This is a genomic window from Hungatella sp. L36 (assembly GCF_014288035.1).
The window spans coordinates 1-19,763 of record NZ_JACOPC010000007.1; the positions used below are offsets into that span (position 1 = coordinate 1).

The window sequence follows — 19,763 nt, forward strand, 5'->3', positions numbered from 1 at the left end:
TTCGTATACAATAATTGTATTCGTTCTGAATTTTCTCATTCAAAGCCATCAAACAATGGCTTGTTTTATTAGAATTTTCAGGGTTTTACATACTGTTCAATCTTCTGTTTTCAAAGTGCTTTGTGTTGTTATGTTCTCAACAGCAACTCGTTTATATTACCATATCGTTTCTGTTTTGTCAACAACTTTTTTAAACTTTCTTTTCAGCTTTTCAGCTGAGCCCTGCACCGGACTGTGTCCGTGCTGGAGTTATAATATATCATGTTCGCCAAATAAAGTCAAGGGAATTTGTTCCATTTTCTCAAACAATTTTTTGCAACACTAAATATGCTCTTATTTCTTGATTTCTCCTATATTTTGTGGTTATAACAAAAATCGCCGGACAGACATTTTTTCATTCTGACCAGCGATTTGTTTTAATTGAATATATGATATCAACAATTGCAGACCTACAGCATACCATGGATGACGCTCAAAACAATTGCATTCAGGAAATTATGTTCATATAGAAAGGACAGCCATTTACTGGCTTCCACCTGACGAATCAGTGTCATTCCCCACGAAGTACCGGAGCACGCCGTTAAGACCAGACAGAGAATCCAGAGAAAGATCAGACCCTGAACACCTCCGAGGAGCGCACCCGCGATTTTATTCATTCCAGAAAGGATCGGAAGGCGGGCAATCAAATCCAGCCAGCGCACCACCAGCTTAATCAGAAGATATACGATCGCAAACATCAGGACGAAGCCCACGGAATTTAAAATCATGTCCGCCAGATAGTTTCCTATATAATCAGCAAAGGCATTGACTCCCAAAAGCTCATAGACTTCGTGATTATTATTTTCGATCAGCGCCGATTTGACATTCTGAGGCAGATTAAGGTTTTCGATAATCGTGCGCTGTACGGATGGCACATCTTCATCTTTCTCTTCTTCATCACCAGTTTCTTCCGGCAGGCCGATACCTGCTGCCTGCTTCATGCTGTTGGACAGCGTCTGCTGTATCGACGTATTTTCTTTTAAATATTCTGTTACTTTCGGCATGGATACGTGCACAATTGCCAGAGCCGCCACTAATGCCACCATAGATACCGCAAGCCGGATAAATCCCCTGTAATGTCCGTATAGAACCATGGACAGCAGGTAGACCCCGGCCGCGATCGATAACCAATTTTCCATAAAATTCCTCGTTATAATTCTGCCTCCAGGACGAATCGGTATATGGCCGACGCCACTCCATCTTCGTCGTTTGTGTCCGTAATATAGTCAGCTGCCTTGCAGAGATCCGGTCGGCCATTTTTCATGGCTACACCGATTCCGGCCTCTAAGATCATGGAGAAATCATTTTCCCCGTCTCCCATAGCCATCGTTTGCTCTCTCTTAAGCCCCAGATGCTCCGCCAGCCGGCGGATACCACCACCTTTTGTCGCTCCTGGCGCATTGATTTCAAGATTCATGGGCATGGAGGAGGTAATGATAATTCCATCGATCTCTTCCAGCACCTTTCTTACCTTTGTGCGTTCTTCTATCTCAGGAAAAAATAAATTGATTTTCTCCACTGGCTTTCGGCAGGTTTCAAGAAACTCAATAATATTCGGATAAACATCTCTGGTCATCCGGACCACTTCCTGAAGCTCCGGCCTCAGACCATATTCCGTTAAGTGTTCGTAGAAACGCGGTTCGGTAATGCCGCGACGCTCAATGTATGGATCGTACATTACGTGATACTGATCAATAATTTTTAATATCTTCAGCGCCAACTCCCATGGAATGGTACACTCCGACAGTGTTAGATCTTCTTTCATATCCTCTACCACGGCGCCATTCGTTGTAATGGCATAGCGTACCCCCGGCAGTTCCCGGACGACCGAAGGAATCCCAGACACGGTTCTTCCGGTCGTCGGAACAATGTGAATGCCTCGTTCCAGGCATTCCGTCAGCGCCTGTCTGTTACGGGAAGACAGACGCTTCTGGCTGTCCAGAAGCGTTCCGTCCAAATCAAGTGCAATTAATCTGATATCCACAATTCATGCTCCAATTAGTTATTTGATTCCGCCGTCCACCAATTCGGTTCCTGTGCAGAATCAAAGGCTTACAGCAGAGTTACCGCCGTTTTGATTAGTAAATAAAATGCTCTTCTTTCAAGATCAGAAGGCCGTCTTTATCGTATTTGGATGAGAATATTCCCTTGACGCGTTTTCCGAAGGTTGGCTTTTCTGCACGGTCTGCCGCTTCTTCAATCAGGCCTTCCGCATTCTCTCTTGTCAGTGCCACTCCGTCCTCTTCCATAATCTCGATTCGCTCATACAGGGCCAGCATGCTCTTGCCGGTTATGCTGCAGTCAATTTCATTGGCATAACGGCAGGCGTACTGAGCGAACTCGTCAATATCCATCTCTTCCCCGTGACTTCCTGGACCATCATCATTGCGGTAAGACATGGCTTCCTCGCCGTCTTCGTCTTCTTCCACATAGTAATCGTCATTTTCATCATAGGACTCTTCCGGTTCCATCTCCTCGTAAACCGGCTTTTTACGGTTGCGGAACAGACCTTTTTTCTTTTTCGGCGCCGCTTCTTCATCCGGGAAATCATCGTAAGCTTCCTCTTCATAAGAATCCGTCTCATATGACTGTGCATCTCTGATATCCTGATCGTAAGAATTCTCTTCATAAGGCTCATCGGCGTAAACAGGCTGACGGCGCGGTTCAGGAATAACCTCCTGGACTGGTGGAGCCGGCTGGCGTCTGACCGGAGCATCATTTCGTTCCGGATAGAGAGGTCTCACCGCAGATTTGGGAGCAGCAGCCCTCTTAGCAGGCTCTTCATTTCTTGCCGTCGGACGCGGCTCCTGTGCCGGAGATATAGTTTGAGTATACTCCTCGCCAGGTTCATAGCCTTCTCCGCTTCCTATGCATTCAAACTTGCTGGCAAGACGCGGATGGTTTCTGTGAAGATTCTCCATTTGTTTGGGATTATCAATCAAAACAACGATCATGCCGCTGTTATCGTGATTCATCAGTTCATATAATTCTTCTAAGGCTTCCGGAGTCAAATCTCCTGCCTCTTCTATAACAAGATCTTTTCCGGCCAGTTTAGATGCGGATGCGAGCACACCTCTTTTGGAAAGCTTCTCTCCTGTAATCTTGGCGACCGGATTTTTTATGCCGGATTCATTATGAATCTGCTTTAATGCCTCTACAGCAATTTTAAGTCCTTTTTCGGGAGTCCTGGCTTCAATCATCAAATGATTTAATACAGGAGGTTCTTCCTCTTCCTCTTCCTCTTCAAGGTCTTCTATCTCAAGAACGTTATCTTCTGTACGCCGTTTGTTCAAAACAGTGACATTTGCGGTATGGTCTTCCTGTGTGCTGTATTCAGAATCCCCCTGAACGTAAGTGGAATTATCGCCTTCTGATTCATCATAGGATGTCTCTGGTTCATCATAGGCAGTCTCTCCATAGACCGGATCATCACCAGTTGATTCACCATCTGCGGAATCGCCGTATGCAGTCTCACTGGAAACCGATTCACCGGAAACTGATTCACCAGTAACCTCGTCACTATAAGCAGCGTCGCCGTATGCAGTATCGCCATAGGCAGACTTACCGTATGCAGTGTCACCATAAGCAGTCTTACCATATTCCGGATCGTCATAATCAGATGCACCGTAAGCTACGTCATCAGCCAAATTCCCGCCATAGGCCGGTTCTTCAGAAGTATTTTCTCCATAGGCTGCTTCCCCATAGGAGTTATCTCCATAAGCTGCGCCTTCATGGCTGTTTTCTCCATAGGCAGAATCTCCGTAGGTGTTTTCACCATAGGCGGTCTCTCCATAGGTACTCTGACCATGGGAGGCGTCTCCATATGCATGTTCCCCATAGCCTGGCTCTCTATATGCGTTTTCTCCATAAGCTGCCTCTCCATACGCATTCTCTCCGTATGCCGGCTCGCCATAGGAAGTCTCCCCATATCCTGGCTTTCCATAGGTATCTCCGCCATAAGCCTGTCCGCCATAAGAAGTGTCGCCATAGGGGCCGTCTTCATAGGAGGTATCGCCATAAGAAGATTCCCCATAGGAAGATTCTCCATATCCGGTATTTCCATAGGTATAGTCTTCCTCTATCACTGGCTCTGCAGGAACTTCATCAGCCATCTCCGGCATACGCATCATTCCGCGCGGTCTTGGCATCGCAGAGGCAAGGCGCTCTGCATTCCCAGCCATATGGACTACGGCATCCGCTGCACCGTATGCAGCACCAGCCATTCCGTCTGCTGCCCCGGCAAATGCACCTCCTGCATATGCGGTTCCTGCTGCTGCGGTCTCTACGGCCGCCATAGAAGCGCCATCATATTCAGAGTCCCTCATAACCGGGCGGTTAATCCGTCTGATATCATCGAGCACCCGTGTGTTGTCATGTCTCCTGGGGCGCTGTTCAGCCGGCGGTTCCTCGTAAGACATGCGGGACATCTCCCGGGCCAGTCCCTCCTGAACCTCGGCCTCCTGCATCCTGGCCTGTAAATCTCCATAATAGGGTTCCTCCGGCATGTCCATCCCCGGATTCCCATCATCATAGTATTCTTCATCCTGCTCCGGAACATTCATCTGGCCTCCGCCGAGTCCGTATTCCTGTTCCACAGCGCGAAGCTTTGCCTCATATTTATCACGGTTTTCCACCAGATCCATCTGGTAGGTCGTAAGCGGTGCGTACTGGATTTTCAGTTCCATTGCCTTATCCACGTATTTTCCAAGACCAAACATCAGCATGATCTTATCGCATGTCTCCACGCATCTGTCGGCCATACCTGCTATGCTGTAAAGCTCAGCCAGCTCATACAGCCATTTCTCATCAATTTCCTGACTTGTATAAGATTCAAGAGAATGGATTAACTGCTGGGCAGGCGCACCTTTTGCTTTCAAAATTAAATAGCGTAGAAGCTGCTGTCTCGGATCATCTCCGGCCAGATCGCTGAATTCCCTGTAATATGCCTCAGCCTCATCAATATTGCCCTCTTTTAATGCGAGTTCTGCCAGCTTATAGAGCAGACGTTTCCCAATGGGGGCACGTTCAAACGCCAGAAGAAGAATCTCTCTGGCCTCTTCATAGTCCTCATTTTTTTCGTAAACCATGGCTACCATAGACAGCAGGTTCGTGTTCCGCACGCGCCTCCAGTCAATGGTATCGGCAATCTTCATGGCCGTCTCATAATCACTCTTGCCGACAAGCTTCTTTATCTGTTCAACTTTAATATTAAACTCGTACTTATCCATTCTTTTGCATCTCCTAACAAGGTTAATGAGTTACAGTTCGACCCGGCCTTCCAGGGCCCGTAACAATGTTACTTCATCTATGTATTCCAGATCTCCGCCGACGGGCACGCCGCTGGCAATACGGGTTACCCGTACGCCTGTAGGCTTTATCAGCTTGCTTAAATACATCGCCGTAGTTTCCCCTTCGAGACTGGAATTGGTAGCGATGATAACTTCTTCCACATCACCCTGAAGCCGCTGCATCAGCTCCTTCAGTTTGATATCATTCGGGCCGATTCCCAGCATGGGAGAGATCGCTCCATGAAGCACATGGTAAACACCGTCATACTTCCCCGTTTTTTCGTAAGCCGCCAAATCCCTTGTATCCTCAACAACCATGATGACTTTATGGTTGCGTTTGTCACTTTTGCAGATCGGGCACAGCTCCTGGTCTGTTAGAGTGAAACACTCCTTGCAGTAATGGACATTATGCTTCGCCTCAGTAATGGATGAGGCGAGGCTCGTTACTGATTCCTCCGGCATATTAATAATGTGAAATGCCAGACGCTGTGCGGATTTGCTTCCTATTCCGGGAAGCTTGGAAAGCTCTTCTATTAATTTCGTTATCTGACTGCTGTAATAATCCATGATTAGAAAGGAAAGCCTCCGCCCATACCGCCGAGGCCGCCGGTCAGCTTGGACATGGCCGCACTGCTCTCTTCCTCCATCTGGCGGAACGCCTCGTTGGTCGCAGCCACAATCAGGTCTTCCAGCATCTCAATATCATCCGGATCCACCACTTCTTCAGTAAGCTTCACCGCAGTCACTTCCTTCTTTCCGGATACGGTAACGGATACTGCTCCGCCGCCTGCTGTCGCCGTATACTCTTTTGTCTCCAGCTCCTTCGTCGTCTCTTCCATCTGACGCTGCATTTTCTGAGCCTGCTTCATTAAATTATTCATATTGCCAGGCATTCCGCCTGAAAAACCGCCACGCTTTGCCATGGTGTATGTCCTCCTGTTAATCTTCTATTATAATATCCATGTGAATGTTTTCTTTTAATTCTTCGTCACTGACGTAAATGGTATCGAGGCGTTCTCCGCCGCCCCGCAGTCTTGCCTTAAAATAAATTGATTTCTGATAATGTTCTTCCACATACCGTTCGATGTCTCCCAGAGTCGTCGGACGGCTGCCTATAATAAAATTGCTCTGGTCTGTGAACACAACGCAGAGACAGCTTTCTCCCGCCGGTTCCACCACCGTATCCCGGAAACTGGCCCGGATCGGACCTCCCAGGTCTTTTACAATCTTTCCCCACTCGTTGCGGACCAGATTTAAGTCTTCCAACTGCCCCTTGGGGAGCGCAACGCGTTCCGCGGGTGTCATCGGTTCTGACGGGGCACCGTTTCCGCCCGTTCTTCCATTGTCTCCGGCCGGTACAGAATCCATACCGTTACCACCTGCCGGCATGGCGCCAGTTACAAAGACGCCCTCTTCCAGCTGTTTTTCAATGTTGCCGATTCGCTGAATGACGGAATCCAGGTTTTCTTCCATCTCGGGGCGGGTCAGTTTAATGAGAGCCACCTCGATCAGCACCCGTTTCTGGGATGCGTAGCGAAGCTGGTTCGAGAGATCGGAGAACACCCTGATAAACCGCAAAAGCGTCTCTCCATCGACCAGGCCGGCTTCTTCCATCAGAAGATTCATATTCTCCGCCGACATATCCAGCATATTTTCCGCGTCATCCACAGACTTTACAATGAGAAGATTTCTCAGATACCAGATAAAGTCTGTTACAAACTGCCCCAGCTCGCGTCCCTGGATTACCATCTCCTCCAGACTCTTAATACAGTCCTTCGTCCGGTTTTCCACGACAGCGCGAAATAACTGGCTGAATACCGTAATGTCTACGGCGCCGAGGACATCCAGCACATTGTCATATGTCAGAATCTCTCCATAATGGAAGGCCACGCACTGGTCCAGAAGGCTCAGCGCATCACGCATGGCCCCATCCGCCGCTTTGGCAATATAGGCCAGCGCCTTGTCCTCCACTGAAATATGCTCAGCTTCGGTCAGCTTCTGCAAATGAGACACAATGGTATCAACCGTAATCCGCTTGAAATCATACCGCTGACACCGTGACATGACCGTGACCGGTATTTTCTGCACTTCGGTGGTCGCCAGAATAAAGATTACATAAGACGGAGGTTCCTCCAGCGTCTTTAAGAGGGCGTTGAAGGCTCCTGTAGAAAGCATATGAACCTCATCAATAATATAAACCCGGTATTTTCCTTCCGTAGGGGGATACTGGACCTCGTCCCTGATCTCACGAATATTCTCGACGCCGTTGTTGGAAGCGGCGTCGATCTCCACCACGTTTAAGGAGGAGCCTGCCGCGATATTCTTACACGTCTGGCACTCTCCGCAGGGACTGCCGTCCACCGGATTCTCACAGTTAACCGCTTTCGCAAATATTTTTGCAATACTGGTCTTACCGGTACCTCTGGTACCGCAGAACAGATATGCATGACCGATACGATCGGATACTATCTGGTTTTTCAAAGTCTGTACTACATGGTCCTGGCCTCTGACATCCGCAAAGGACGCAGGACGCCATTTCCGGTATAATGCCGTATACGACATGCTCTATGGCTCCTTACTCATCGCCGAAGCTGATGCCTATCATCTTGGCTTCCTTAATGATAGAACTTTCAGGATCGACCGTCTTTAATTTACCGGCAACTTCTTCCAGCGGCACCTTCACGATCTCATCGTTGATCACTGCCACCATATTGCCGTATTCCTTATTCTTAATCAGATACGCGGCCTCCGCGCCCAGACGTGTCGAAAGAACCCTGTCGTATGGACATGGTTCACCGCCTCTCTGCATATGGCCGGGAACAGTCACACGGACTTCCTGTCCCGTGCGTTCTGTAATCTGAGCGCCGATCTCATAAGCGACCGACGGATAGATCACTCCGTTTTTCTTCTTTTCTTTCAATTCTTTCTTGGTAAGAGCGGCGTCCTCCTTAGAAATGGCACCTTCCGCCACTGCCAGGATAGAGAAACGTTTTCCTCTCTTCGTCCTGCTCCTTAACGCTTCCACGACAATATCCAGATCATAAGGGATCTCGGGAAGTAAAATAATGTCCGCTCCGCCTGCGATTCCTGCATACAGGGTAAGCCAGCCTACTTTATGGCCCATGACCTCCACAATAAATACACGGCCGTGAGACGCCGCCGTGGTGTGGATGCAGTCAATGGCGTTGGTCGCCACATTGATGGCGCTCTGAAAACCAAAGGTCACATCGGTTCCGTATAAGTCGTTATCAATTGTCTTCGGCAGATGAATGATATTCAGCCCTTCCTCGCGAAGAAGATTTGCCGTCTTCTGACTGCCGTTTCCTCCCAGAACAACGAGACATTCCAGCTTCAGCTTTTTATAGGTGTGCTTCATCGCTTCTACCTTGTCGAGTCCGTTCTCATCCGGTGTACGCATCAGTTTGAACGGCTGTCGCGAGGTGCCAAGGATTGTCCCGCCTTCCGTCAGAATCCCTGAAAACTCTGACTGCTGCATAACACGGTAATCAGCATAAATCAGGCCCTTGTATCCGTCTTCAAAACCAATTATCTCCACATCGTCATACATTCTGTACAGCGCCTTTGCCACACCGCGCATTGTCGCGTTTAAGCTCTGGCAGTCGCCGCCGCTTGTAAGCATTCCAACTCTCATCATCAAAGCACACCCCTTCTTAGATTCATGTTTAGGAAAATAGATACTATATACCCATTTTGTACATAATTATAATACAAAGGGAAGGGTGGGGCAAGGGAAAACTTTGTTCTATCGGGAAATGTAAGAAAATTACCAGTTAAATGGTAATGATTGTACATATAGAAAGACACCGGATTTTGCTTCCCCGGTGTCTTATTGTCTTCTATTCGCTGTATTTTATTTATATTTTTAATCCGTGCGTCTCACTTTGTATCGTTACCACAGGCGTTACCCTGACAGTTAACTCAGTCCAGGCTGCCTCACGGCACACAGGAGGTTCCACTTAGTGCTGCTGCATTCCTGCCCTGACACGGTTCATGAATTCCTGTTGCGTAAGACCCAAACGTCATCGCCACTTATCAGGGGCAGCCCTGCAATAGACGATCCGAGGTGAGACATCACCCCTGCTAGAGCGGATTGCAGGTACAGGGCACCGCTATCTCCCCGGCTGCACGGAAACTTTATGACATGTGTTGGTCTGTATGCGAACTTTCCATATATATACATATATTAACGCACACGTATACATCTTTTCATGTATAGCCAATTTAGTATACATGGAATCCGGCTATTTGTCAAGGAGTCGTCTCTTCCTGTTTTTGTTTTTTTATGGCTGCTTTCTTTTCCCTGAGAGCCTTAAAAAAATCCTTCATAAGCCGAGAACACTCTTCCTCTAAAACGCCATTCTCCATCTCAACCTGATGGTTAAAACCGTCTTCATGAAGCAAATCGAGCACAGAGCCGGCACACCCGGCCTTCGGGTTCATGCAGCCGATTACGACTTTGGGTATCCTGGCCTGGACGATTGCCCCGGCGCACATGGGACATGGTTCCAGGGTCACATACATGGTACAGCCTTCCAGCCTCCAGTCCCCCATCTTCTTACATGCTTTTTTTATGGCAATGATCTCCGCGTGAGACAGAACATTCTTATCAATCGTTCTCCGGTTATATCCCCTCGCAATAATCTTGTCCTCATAGACGATGACACATCCGATGGGTACTTCCCCGATAGCCCCCGCTTTCCGGGCCTGTCCTATAGCAGCACGCATATATTTTTCATCAGCATTCATGCCGGTCCCTCTTTTCACTCATTTCAAAAATATGGTATACAATGAACACTTGCCAGGTCCTTTCAAACACGCCGGGAGGCACCAGTACTGCATTGCGTAGTTAACTGTGATAAAATGCCTGATATCTGCGTCAGAGGCGTGTCTGCAAAGCGACGGCGCAGTGGACCCTGCGATTAGATTCGCAGGCGTGCTCCTGGCGTAGATAGCGGGTGCTATGCAGTACGTATTTAGGTCCGGCGGTACTGGTATGAATGTACGCCGAAACACGCAATGAGGTCTTTCACGAATTTAGTGTTTATGGTATACTTACTTTTAAGTGCACTGATAACCAGTGCATTTTAGTATATCACGAAAAGTACACCATGAAAATAAGGAAGCGAAAATTATGAAAATTTGCGGTCTGCAAAAAACAACTCTCCTGGATTTCCCCGGCCATGTCGCTGCCACCATATTTTTAGGCGGCTGCAACTTCCGCTGCCCTTTCTGCCACAACAGCGGACTCCTGGGAAATGATGCCGAAGAAGCCATGACCGAGGCTTCTCTCTTCACCTTTCTGAAGCGGCGTACATCTGTCTTAGAGGGAGTCTGCATCACGGGCGGAGAGCCAACACTCTCCGACGATCTGGAAGATTTTATCCGCAGGATCAGGCAGATGGGTTACTTAATCAAATTGGATACCAACGGCTATAAGCCCGCCGTCTTAAAGGATCTCGCTGGGAAAGGGCTTCTCGATTATATCGCTATGGATATCAAGGCCGGCCGGGAAAATTACCCGCGCGTGGCAGGCATTCCCGGCATTCAGATGGAAAAAATAGAGGAAAGTGCGGCATTTCTGATAAATGGCTCCATCCCGTATGAGTTCCGCACCACCGTCGTGAAGGAACTTCATGACAGCCAGGATTTTCTGGATATCGGACGGTGGCTTGAGGGCTGCCAGCACTACTACCTCCAAAACTATGTGGACTCCGGTGAAGTCCTTTGTTCCGGCTTCACTTCCTGTACCAAGGAAGAGCTTCTGGCTTTTGCAGAAATTCTCCGTCCATATATGGCTGACGTTTCTCTGCGCGGAATCGATTATTGACAGATGGCTGACGGTATCAGCTTCCAATCTTGACATCGGTATACCAGTATCCGAAACGTCCGTCTTCCATTGGCTGATTCTTTGACAGAACAAAATTGGGGAAACCAAACATAGATGCCATATACCGCTCATTACTGTAATAATGCCCCGGGACCCCCAGCAGATAGCGCGGAGTCCCCTCCGGGTTAAACAGTTTTGCCAAAATTAAGTAGCGGTAATTATAATATCCGTGAAGCAGGAAACTGTTATTTCCGTATACCCATATCTCTCTGGGCAGAAGGCCGATATCCTGTGGCTTAATAGTCAGGATTTCACAGCCCTTTTCATAATCAAAATCCAGGATTTTTGTGTGATCCCGTCTCAAATTCTCCCATACCCGTTCGCTGGAATTTTCATCCTCTTCCCCGGTCTTTAACAACCGTTCCAGTTCCATTGGATTGCCAGGAACCGGCTGGGGGTTCTGAGCCTTTTGGAGCTCCGGTGCCTTGGGTTCTTCATCCACCGTATGCGCCAGCGCGGCTCCCGATACTTCATCCGTTCTGTGGGATTCTGAATTTTCCGGTATTATTTCCGGCGCTGGTTTTGATGTTGTTAACGGCGATGGTTTTGATGCTGAAAACTCTGCTGATTTTGATGCATATCTATCCGGATTTTCATTTATACCTCTTACTGCGGCCGGTTCTTCGGGCTCTCCGGATTCCTGTATAGGTTCCGCCATACGAGATTTCGCTGTGTAATTTTCTGAGGCGCTCATTTTGAGAGAATCATGTGTGTCTCCCGCCGAGCGCATGTCAGAACTGTACCACATACTTTCTACCGGACGATTAACCGGATATCCGCGCATTCCTTTTGGCGCGGCGGCTTCTGAAGAGCTTTGAACAGCGTCTTTTGAGGTCATTTCCGAAATGTCATCAATTCCGTCTGTCGAATACGTTTCTGATATTTCCTGCATGGATTCCTCTGTATGGGAATTGGAAATATTCTGCGTACCGGTCATTGTGCCGGAGATAACAGAATTTTGTGTATTCTCCATGGAATATGTGCCTGGGATGCCATATATATCGCTTGCTGAATGGGCGCCGGACGTTTCATATGTGTCCTGGCTGCCATACATGTCTGGGTCTTGCTGCGCATAATCCGATGCGTGTTGTGATGCATATCCCGATATCTGATCCGGTCCATTTTCCATTGCAGCTTTTGGCGCATATTTTGATATATGTTCTGGCTCATAATCCAATGCATGTTCTGGTGTATATTTTGATGTATATTCCAGTACATGATCCAATCCATACTCTGACGCATATCCCGATATACGTTCCGGCTCATTTTCCAATCCATTTTCCGGTACTTCCATCTCTGCTTCCCGAAGTTCTGGCGCATATACTCCTGATTTTATCGACTCCGGAGCACTCATCTCCGATTCATTCATCTTCGTTTCTTCGGTTAAACGCTCTGAATTTCCCATTTTTTCAAGCTGCTGCGGGTAGGATCCGCTTTCCGGCCTGGAGACAAAGGAACCTGATGTATCGGCCCGATAGCAGATCGTCTCTCCCTGGATATCCTCCAGAAAATCACTCCGGGTTCCGGTCTCTTCCACATTATACAGCATCTCTTCCGGGTCAGCACCACACTGCCCTTCAGCCATAAACGGAGCCTGATTTTTTTCTTCTATATAATAAGATTCCTCCGTATCCGACTCCATTATTCCTGTGTGAAGTGTGGTAACCGTCTCGATATCCGGCATCAGTTCAGAGGCATATTCTACAGCCGGGATACCGGAGAAACCGGTGTAGCCGCGCGCAGAATTACCCTGTTTTCGATAAGATCCCTCATCCGCGTGTGCCATTTTCATGGGTTCCTGCTGCTGCCGATACGGTTCCCGAATTGGAGTATCCTTATCTGTGGCCGGTTCCTCCGTGCTGTGAAGATCACTCACCGGCTCTTCCACCGGCACCATTTCCGGCTTCGCCGGCTCATTCATGGATTCTATGTAAGAAGCTTTCGCTCTGGACCATTCCATCCTGGCTTCCTGCTGCCTGATCCATGCTTCCGCCGTCTGCTCCGTCGTATCTGCGGACTGTTCCACCTGTTTTCTGATGCTCTCCGCAAATGCTTTCGACTGCTCTCTGGCGCTCTCTGTAAATGCCTTTAACTGCTCCCGGGACATTTTATCCTGCTTCTCAATTTCCTTCGTTTCCTGGACAGCTTCTACAGGGAACTCTTCCTCAATTTCCTTCATTGCCTTTTTAATCTGCGCTTCCTGCGCCGTTTCTTCTCTTTCCTTTTTCTCGGGAAGCGTATTGGAAAGTTCTACTTCAGCGGCGTGGGCCACCGCATCCTCCCAGATCGTCGTATAAGACCGCCACGTATTTTCCACATCATGGACCGTCAGACCGTAACACTGATCCATGGGAATTCCGGAGTGTTCCACGTCACTTACCGTAACGACCGTACGGAATTCCCCGGAACCTCCGCGGATAAAAATATTTCCCAGCAAGATTTCCTTTTCACCGGCCAGCAGATAGACGCCGATATCATTGCCGCCCACATAAACCTTCTTAACATTCACCGTAATCTTACACTGGCTGCCCCGCGTTTCTATTTTCGCGAACCCAATGTTTTTTCCTTTGATTCCGCCTTCATAGGCATAGATATATGAGATTAGTCTCCGATAATTGGACATGATATCACCCCTTTTATAAATATTTTATGCAATTAGCCATTGAAACTATGCCATAAAAATGTTATCCTAATGCTATAAATGAAATAAAATTTTTTTTCAAGAACATGGAGGGCTATAAAAATGAGACTTTACCGCGCAAAGGATTACAATGACATGAGCCGCAAAGCGGCACACATTATTTCCGCTCAGGTTACCATGAAACCAGACTGCGTACTGGGACTCGCTACCGGATCCACACCGATCGGGACCTACAAGCAGTTGATCGAATGGTACAACAACGGTGATCTGGATTTTGCTGAAGTAAAGACTGCCAATCTGGACGAATATAAGGGACTGACAAGAGACAACGATCAGAGCTACTACTATTTCATGCACGAGAATCTGTTCAAACATGTCAACATCAAGGAAGAAAACACCAACATCCCTGATGGTACAGAGCCTGACGCCGCGAAAGAGTGTGCGCGTTACGAAAAAGTAGTCCATGAGTTAGGCGGCGTAGACCTCCAGCTTTTAGGCCTCGGCCATAATGGCCATATCGGCTTTAACGAGCCGGCCGACGAATATCCGAAGGAAACTCATATCGTAGACTTACAGGAAAGCACCATCGAAGCAAACAAGCGCTTCTTCGCCTCCATTGACGACGTTCCGCGCCAGGCTTATACCATGGGTATCGGAACCATCATGAGCGCAAAAAAAATACTGCTGGTAGTAAGCGGTGAAGACAAGGCTGCTATCTTACGTGAAGTCATCTGCGGACCGGTAACTCCTCGCGTTCCAGCTTCCATCTTACAGCTGCACCCGGACGTAACGATCGTAGCTGATGATGCTGCCCTTGCAAAACTCGGTGACTGCTGCAAATAAAAACAGCGGTACTGTCTGAACGGTACATAAATGAAAAGCCCCTTTCGGTTTCATACTGGAGGGGCTTTTCGTTTAATCCCATCATTACATCTAGACCCATCATGTACGGCAATTACTGACATATACTCCATAGAATCCAGCTGCTTTTTCGAGTCACGTAATACCGTCACACACTACCTGCCAGAGTCTTATCTTACCTCATTCTTCCGCCACTTTCTAAGAAGCCGGAGTTTCCCAGTACCGCTCTCCAACCCTATTTTCATTTACTGAAATATATGTTTTCATTTACTGAAATATATGATAAGCTTAATTTTACTGATCAAATACAAACATTTGCTTAGTATATCCTTTTAGTGAGGTTACGACAATATGGACAAGTTGTTAATCATTGATGGAACAAATCTGCTTTTTCAAATGTTCTACGGCATGCCATCGCGTATTATAAATAAGGACGGAAAGGCAATTCAGGGCACGCTCGGCTTTATCGGCGCAACAATTAAAATTATGAAAATGGCAGCCCCCACTCACCTTGTAATACTCTTTGACGGTGAGCACCCTAATGCCCGCACCGAACTGCTTGCTGAATATAAGGCTAACCGACCGGATTACTCACTGGTCGCCGAGGAAGACAATCCATTTTCACAGATTGATGATGTATATCGTGCACTCTCTTTTATGAACATCAGGCATACCGAGGTACAGCAGGTTGAGACTGACGACGTAATTGCAAGCTACGCCTATACATATGGGGAACAAATGCCGATTGTGATATCCTCCTTTGACAGTGATTTCTTCCAGCTAATCAATGACAATGTAAAAATCTTACGATACCGCGGTAAGAATACGGTCATTTGTGATACCACATATGTAAAAGAAAAGCTGAACATCACACCGCATCAATATGCAGATTTCAAGTCACTTACGGGAGATAATGCAGATAATATAAAAGGTGCCGACAAGGTAGGTCCAAAAACTGCCGCACTACTGCTTCATGAATTTGGGGATTTAGAAAGCATACTGGCAAACGCAGAAAGCATCACAAAACCAACGATTCAAAAGTCAATTTTAAACAATACGATCCGTCTGCGCAACAACTATAAGCTAATCAAACTCGATGCCAAAGCCGCGTTGCCATTTCATAAAAAAGAATTAAAATACGATTACAGCGGCATTACTACCAATGAAGTTTTGAGCGGAATTGGGTTGAGATAAATACAAATGCTGAACTCAAAGTGCAGAAACAAATTATTCTTGACTCTCCCTCTCTTCCATGGTATGCTGAAACAAATATTTCGAAAAAAGGAGGTGGACGCTATGCATTGCATCACAATTGAGGCTACAACATTATGGTCAAATATTGACAATGTCGCTGTCATTTCGTATAAAAATGACGATTCCGTGTATCAGTGCGCCCATTTTTACGATAATAACAGCGTCTGCCCTTCAAATTCATCGATTCTCCGGCTGTCTTAACAACTGGTTTTCATGATGGTTTATCTACCCGAAGGCGCTTGCGCTTTTGGGTATTTTTATGTGATGAAATCATGTTCCTGTCACATAAAAAATCTGCCCTTTTCGGAAAATGGGTTCTATTATTCCATTTTTAGAAAGGTAGTTTTATCATGAATAAATTTAAGACATTTCTTGCTGGACATGGCTGCGGGCCCCGCGCCATTGTCTCCACTATTTTGATGTGTACAAAACAAATTTTTGACGGCGGCATCCTGTGTATCACAGGCGGATACCTTGTTTCTGCCGTACAGTTTGTCATGCTTATTTTTATCTGGACCGCCCTGGACCGGGAAGGTTCCGATTTAGGCGGCATGGCGTTAAATCAGCTGATGACATACACACTGATGTCGACTGTATTGCATCAGGAATTAAATATTGTTTCACCGGCCACCGCCTCGCTGTGGGAAGGTTCTGTCATTGGACGGTTTACCAGGCCGGTTCCCGTTCCCATAGGCTTTATCGCTGAGACGATCGGGCGATGGTGGATTCCGAATTTTCTGTTTTTCGGCCTCCCTCTGCTGATTATCGCCCCGTTTCTGGGCGTAAATCCAGCGCCGGCGGATTTGACATCCGGAGCTTTAGCGCTCATCAGTCTGGCACTTTCAGCTTCTCTGGGATTTGCCATGGACTTATTATTTGCCGCCTTTGCCATGTTCCTGAAAAATGGCTGCTGGGTGGCAAACAATATACGAGAGGCGGCATTTTCGCTCCTGTCGGGGGAAATGATCCCCTTCGCCCTGTTTCCCTGGGGACTGGATAAGGTCTTTTCCTTCCTCCCCTTTGGCTCCATCGCCCATGCGCCGCTCACGATCTATACCGGCACGGCTGCTGCTCCCTTAAGTACCATCGGGCTGCAGCTCGTCTGGAATATCGTTCTGTGGATCACCGCGGCCAGGGTGTTCAAGAAAAGCAAAGAAAGGATGATCTCTTTTGGTGGATAATTTAAAAATACTTTTACGCCTCTACAGGCAATACACAAAAATGGACCTTTTATGGTTCCTTCGGGACACTCGCTACTGTCTGCTTCAGATCGTTTCAGATACCATATGCGCTTGCTGCACCATCGCCGGCGTATTCCTGCTGTCCGAAAAATTCGGCGGCTTCGGCGGTATGAATCAGGCGGAGATCCTCTTTATGATGGGCTTCTCCACTCTCGTTGACGGAATTTATATGATGTTTTTTATTGGAAATAATACAGCCATGATAAGCCGTATAATCGGGCGAGGTCAACTGGATCACGTCATGATACAGCCAGTTCCCATATGGGCGGAGCTGCTGGCCCAGGGATTTTCCCCGCTTTCAGGAAGCAGCATGCTTATATGCGGGATTGGACTGACCACGTATGCTGTCAGCCGGCTGCCCATATCCGTCACGATGCCATGGCTTATGCTGCTGCTTATTTATGCACTAAGCGCTACAGCTCTGATTATCTCCTTTATGACCCTGCTGTCCTGCGCCGCATTTTACGCACCCGCGGCAGCCGAGGAGATTGCCCAGGTGGGCAAGGATTTATTTACATCTCTGAAGACTTATCCGTTAGGTACGATGAGCCATTCAGTAAGACGGCTGTTCCTGACCGTACTCCCAGTGGGACTGGCGGCCTGGTTTCCATCGGCGCTGCTTTTAAAGGCAGGCTGCGGCGAATTTGGCCTTCCCATGCTCCTGCAGGCATGTTATCTGCCGACAGCCGCGTTTGCATTGTCACTACTCACAATTTATGTATTTAAGAAAGGAATGAAATATTATGCAGTCAATGGTTCACCACGATACTCCGGCTTTGGTCATAGATAATGTTACAAAACAATACTCCCAATGGCAGAGAAGCGGTCAAGCCCGGGATATCTTAAAAAATATGCTTCACCCACAGAAACGCATCATCACCGCTCTCGACCATCTTTCCTTTGAAGTGGCTCCAGGCGAGTTTGTCGCCTACGCCGGGGCCAACGGAGCCGGCAAGAGCACAACCATAAAGATTCTCTCCGGCATCTTGAGTCCTTCTGAGGGCACGGTATCCGTATCCGGTTTAAGCCCGGTCACTGACAGAATTGAGCTGATGCGCCATATCGGTGTGCTGTTTGGACAGAGAACAGAGCTGTGGTGGGATCATCCCATCATTACCAGCTTTGAATGGAAAAAAGAGGTGTGGGGCATTCCGGAGGAGATATATAAAAAGAACCTTTCCCTGGTGACAGAACTGCTCGACCTGGAAGACATCCTGCGCACCTTTGCCAGGGAACTGAGCCTGGGCCAGCGTATGCGGGCAGACATTGGGATGCTGCTGCTGCACGACCCCTCCGTCATATTTCTGGATGAGCCGACTCTCGGACTCGACGTGCTGGCCAAACAGCAGATGATACATTTTTTAAAGGAAATTAACCAAGAATGCGGAACCACCATTGTCGTTACAAGCCATGACATGGATGATCTGGAGGAAATGGCGCAGCGGATTATTCTGCTCAACAAGGGGCAGATTGCATTTGACGGAAATTTTGACAAGCTCAGAAATACGGCCGGCGCCTGCTCACGCATTGTTGTCACCATGAAGAATCCAGGCTCTAAAAAGCAGTCTTTAACATCTGATAAAGCATTAACCGATCCCACAATCCCGGGACTGCAGCTGCTTTCTTCCAATGAGGGTATATGCGAATATGAGTTTAACCGCAGCCAGACAGGAATCCATGAGGTTCTGGGTAATCTTGCGGGATTTCAGGGAATCGAAGATGTGGAAATCAGAAGAGCTCCTATTGAGGATGTGATAGCGAGACTGTATTTAAGCTGGAAAAAGTCGTAGAAAGCAGAGGATAAACACCAGATAAACTTTCTTCACGGAACAGCCTCATTGCAGTAAAATGATATCTCTTAAGTCGACAAGGTAAATTACCAAAGTCTGCTTAGGAGGTATTTTTCTGCGTGAAACCAGAATATGTAAGACCTGCGTCATTATCTCTGCCCTACACTTCAAACATATTACATTAATCATTTTAAATAATCTGTAAAACGCAGCATTATAATAAAGCCATGCACCTATTATCAAAGAGCTATAGCAACTGGGATTGATGGTGAATAACGATAATTTTATTAAAATCTACCCTCATCGGGATGGACTGAAAAAAATCAACTCCAAAAAAACTAATAAAAGCATCTATCCTTATTGGGTTTTATGATAATAATGGCAGGCTGTTCGATCTTAAATTTTATAAACTATTCAGAAATGCGCATAGAATTGTGCATAGCTATTGCTGGATTTAATAACTCCAACCTAACTCAAATATTCTTTTTCACTATAAACAAACTCATTCTTTTTCGTCTTTATACACACCATTTTTTAAAAAACAACTTCTGGTAAACACCATTCCTCTTATCGTGGCCAGAATACACTCCTGCTCTTTAACAGAAAGCTTTCCAGACTCTTCAAGGATTAATTCCGGACGGTTCTTCTCCTGATCTCTTTCTATGGACTGCAATCCTACACCCTCCGCCTTTGGCTTTTGACTTGATAAATCTTTTTTATGTTTTATAAATACATACTATC

Annotated in this window: 17 protein-coding genes and 1 other RNA gene; 7 read left to right on the forward strand and 11 right to left on the reverse strand. The window is 47.2% G+C overall.

Annotation, left to right across the window (positions count from 1 at the left end):
- Positions 1 to 449 precede the first annotated feature (449 nt).
- From H8S80_RS17150 to tadA, 9 genes are all read right to left on the reverse strand, one after another.
- Positions 450 to 1,178, reverse strand: a complete 729-nt coding sequence (locus tag H8S80_RS17150) for a CvpA family protein (RefSeq protein ID WP_002605637.1) — start codon at positions 1,176 to 1,178, stop codon at positions 450 to 452.
- A gap of 11 nt (positions 1,179 to 1,189) precedes the next feature.
- On the reverse strand, positions 1,190 to 2,026 hold the full coding sequence (locus tag H8S80_RS17155; protein ID WP_038259153.1) for a Cof-type HAD-IIB family hydrolase: 837 nt from the start codon (positions 2,024 to 2,026) through the stop codon (positions 1,190 to 1,192).
- A gap of 91 nt (positions 2,027 to 2,117) precedes the next feature.
- A complete protein-coding gene (locus H8S80_RS17160; protein WP_117632636.1) occupies positions 2,118 to 5,267 on the reverse strand; it encodes a hypothetical protein in 3,150 nt (1,049 codons plus the stop codon).
- Between the two features lie 30 nt (positions 5,268 to 5,297).
- Positions 5,298 to 5,894 (reverse strand): recombination mediator RecR, encoded by a 597-nt coding sequence (recR, locus tag H8S80_RS17165; RefSeq protein ID WP_002605640.1) that lies wholly within the window; start codon positions 5,892 to 5,894, stop codon positions 5,298 to 5,300.
- Positions 5,895 to 5,896: 2 nt separating this feature from the next.
- A complete protein-coding gene (locus H8S80_RS17170; protein WP_002605641.1) occupies positions 5,897 to 6,250 on the reverse strand; it encodes a YbaB/EbfC family nucleoid-associated protein in 354 nt (117 codons plus the stop codon).
- 16 nt (positions 6,251 to 6,266) lie between these two features.
- The gene (gene dnaX / locus H8S80_RS17175; RefSeq protein WP_002605642.1) at positions 6,267 to 7,889 is read right to left on the reverse strand and encodes a DNA polymerase III subunit gamma/tau; all 1,623 of its coding nucleotides are present in this window, start codon (positions 7,887 to 7,889) and stop codon (positions 6,267 to 6,269) included.
- Between the two features lie 13 nt (positions 7,890 to 7,902).
- The gene (locus H8S80_RS17180) at positions 7,903 to 8,982 is read right to left on the reverse strand and encodes a 6-phosphofructokinase (RefSeq protein WP_002605643.1); all 1,080 of its coding nucleotides are present in this window, start codon (positions 8,980 to 8,982) and stop codon (positions 7,903 to 7,905) included.
- A 233-nt stretch (positions 8,983 to 9,215) separates the two neighbouring features.
- Positions 9,216 to 9,477, reverse strand: an RNA gene (gene ffs, locus H8S80_RS17185) — signal recognition particle sRNA large type.
- A gap of 119 nt (positions 9,478 to 9,596) precedes the next feature.
- Positions 9,597 to 10,094 (reverse strand): tRNA adenosine(34) deaminase TadA, encoded by a 498-nt coding sequence (gene tadA / locus H8S80_RS17190; protein WP_002605644.1) that lies wholly within the window; start codon positions 10,092 to 10,094, stop codon positions 9,597 to 9,599.
- 385 nt (positions 10,095 to 10,479) lie between these two features.
- Here tadA and H8S80_RS17195 point away from each other — a divergent pair, with 385 nt between their 5' ends.
- On the forward strand, positions 10,480 to 11,175 hold the full coding sequence (locus H8S80_RS17195) for an anaerobic ribonucleoside-triphosphate reductase activating protein (protein WP_117632637.1): 696 nt from the start codon (positions 10,480 to 10,482) through the stop codon (positions 11,173 to 11,175).
- A 16-nt stretch (positions 11,176 to 11,191) separates the two neighbouring features.
- On the opposite strand, the gene H8S80_RS17200 is transcribed toward H8S80_RS17195, so the two are convergent.
- Positions 11,192 to 13,858, reverse strand: a complete 2,667-nt coding sequence (locus tag H8S80_RS17200) for a DUF6128 domain-containing protein (protein ID WP_117632638.1) — start codon at positions 13,856 to 13,858, stop codon at positions 11,192 to 11,194.
- A gap of 120 nt (positions 13,859 to 13,978) precedes the next feature.
- Here H8S80_RS17200 and nagB point away from each other — a divergent pair, with 120 nt between their 5' ends.
- The 6 genes from nagB to H8S80_RS17230 all read left to right on the forward strand — a co-directional run bounded on the left by nagB (position 13,979) and on the right by H8S80_RS17230 (position 19,022).
- Positions 13,979 to 14,719 (forward strand): glucosamine-6-phosphate deaminase, encoded by a 741-nt coding sequence (gene nagB / locus H8S80_RS17205; RefSeq protein WP_002605647.1) that lies wholly within the window; start codon positions 13,979 to 13,981, stop codon positions 14,717 to 14,719.
- Between the two features lie 369 nt (positions 14,720 to 15,088).
- On the forward strand, positions 15,089 to 15,931 hold the full coding sequence (locus H8S80_RS17210; RefSeq protein WP_117632639.1) for a 5'-3' exonuclease: 843 nt from the start codon (positions 15,089 to 15,091) through the stop codon (positions 15,929 to 15,931).
- Positions 15,932 to 16,033: 102 nt separating this feature from the next.
- A complete protein-coding gene (locus H8S80_RS17215; RefSeq protein ID WP_181987991.1) occupies positions 16,034 to 16,192 on the forward strand; it encodes a hypothetical protein in 159 nt (52 codons plus the stop codon).
- A 149-nt stretch (positions 16,193 to 16,341) separates the two neighbouring features.
- On the forward strand, positions 16,342 to 17,172 hold the full coding sequence (locus H8S80_RS17220) for an ABC-2 family transporter protein (RefSeq protein ID WP_117632640.1): 831 nt from the start codon (positions 16,342 to 16,344) through the stop codon (positions 17,170 to 17,172).
- Between the two features lie 40 nt (positions 17,173 to 17,212).
- Complete coding sequence (locus H8S80_RS17225) at positions 17,213 to 18,022, forward strand: ABC-2 family transporter protein (RefSeq protein WP_243007939.1); 810 nt, start codon at positions 17,213 to 17,215, stop codon at positions 18,020 to 18,022.
- Entirely contained in the window at positions 17,976 to 19,022 is a 1,047-nt protein-coding gene (locus H8S80_RS17230; protein WP_117632642.1) for an ABC transporter ATP-binding protein, read from the forward strand. The genes H8S80_RS17225 and H8S80_RS17230 overlap by 47 nt, the downstream gene beginning before the upstream one ends.
- A gap of 502 nt (positions 19,023 to 19,524) precedes the next feature.
- Here H8S80_RS17230 and H8S80_RS17235 read toward each other — a convergent pair.
- Entirely contained in the window at positions 19,525 to 19,695 is a 171-nt protein-coding gene (locus H8S80_RS17235; protein ID WP_002605653.1) for a hypothetical protein, read from the reverse strand.
- Positions 19,696 to 19,763: the final 68 nt, after the last annotated feature.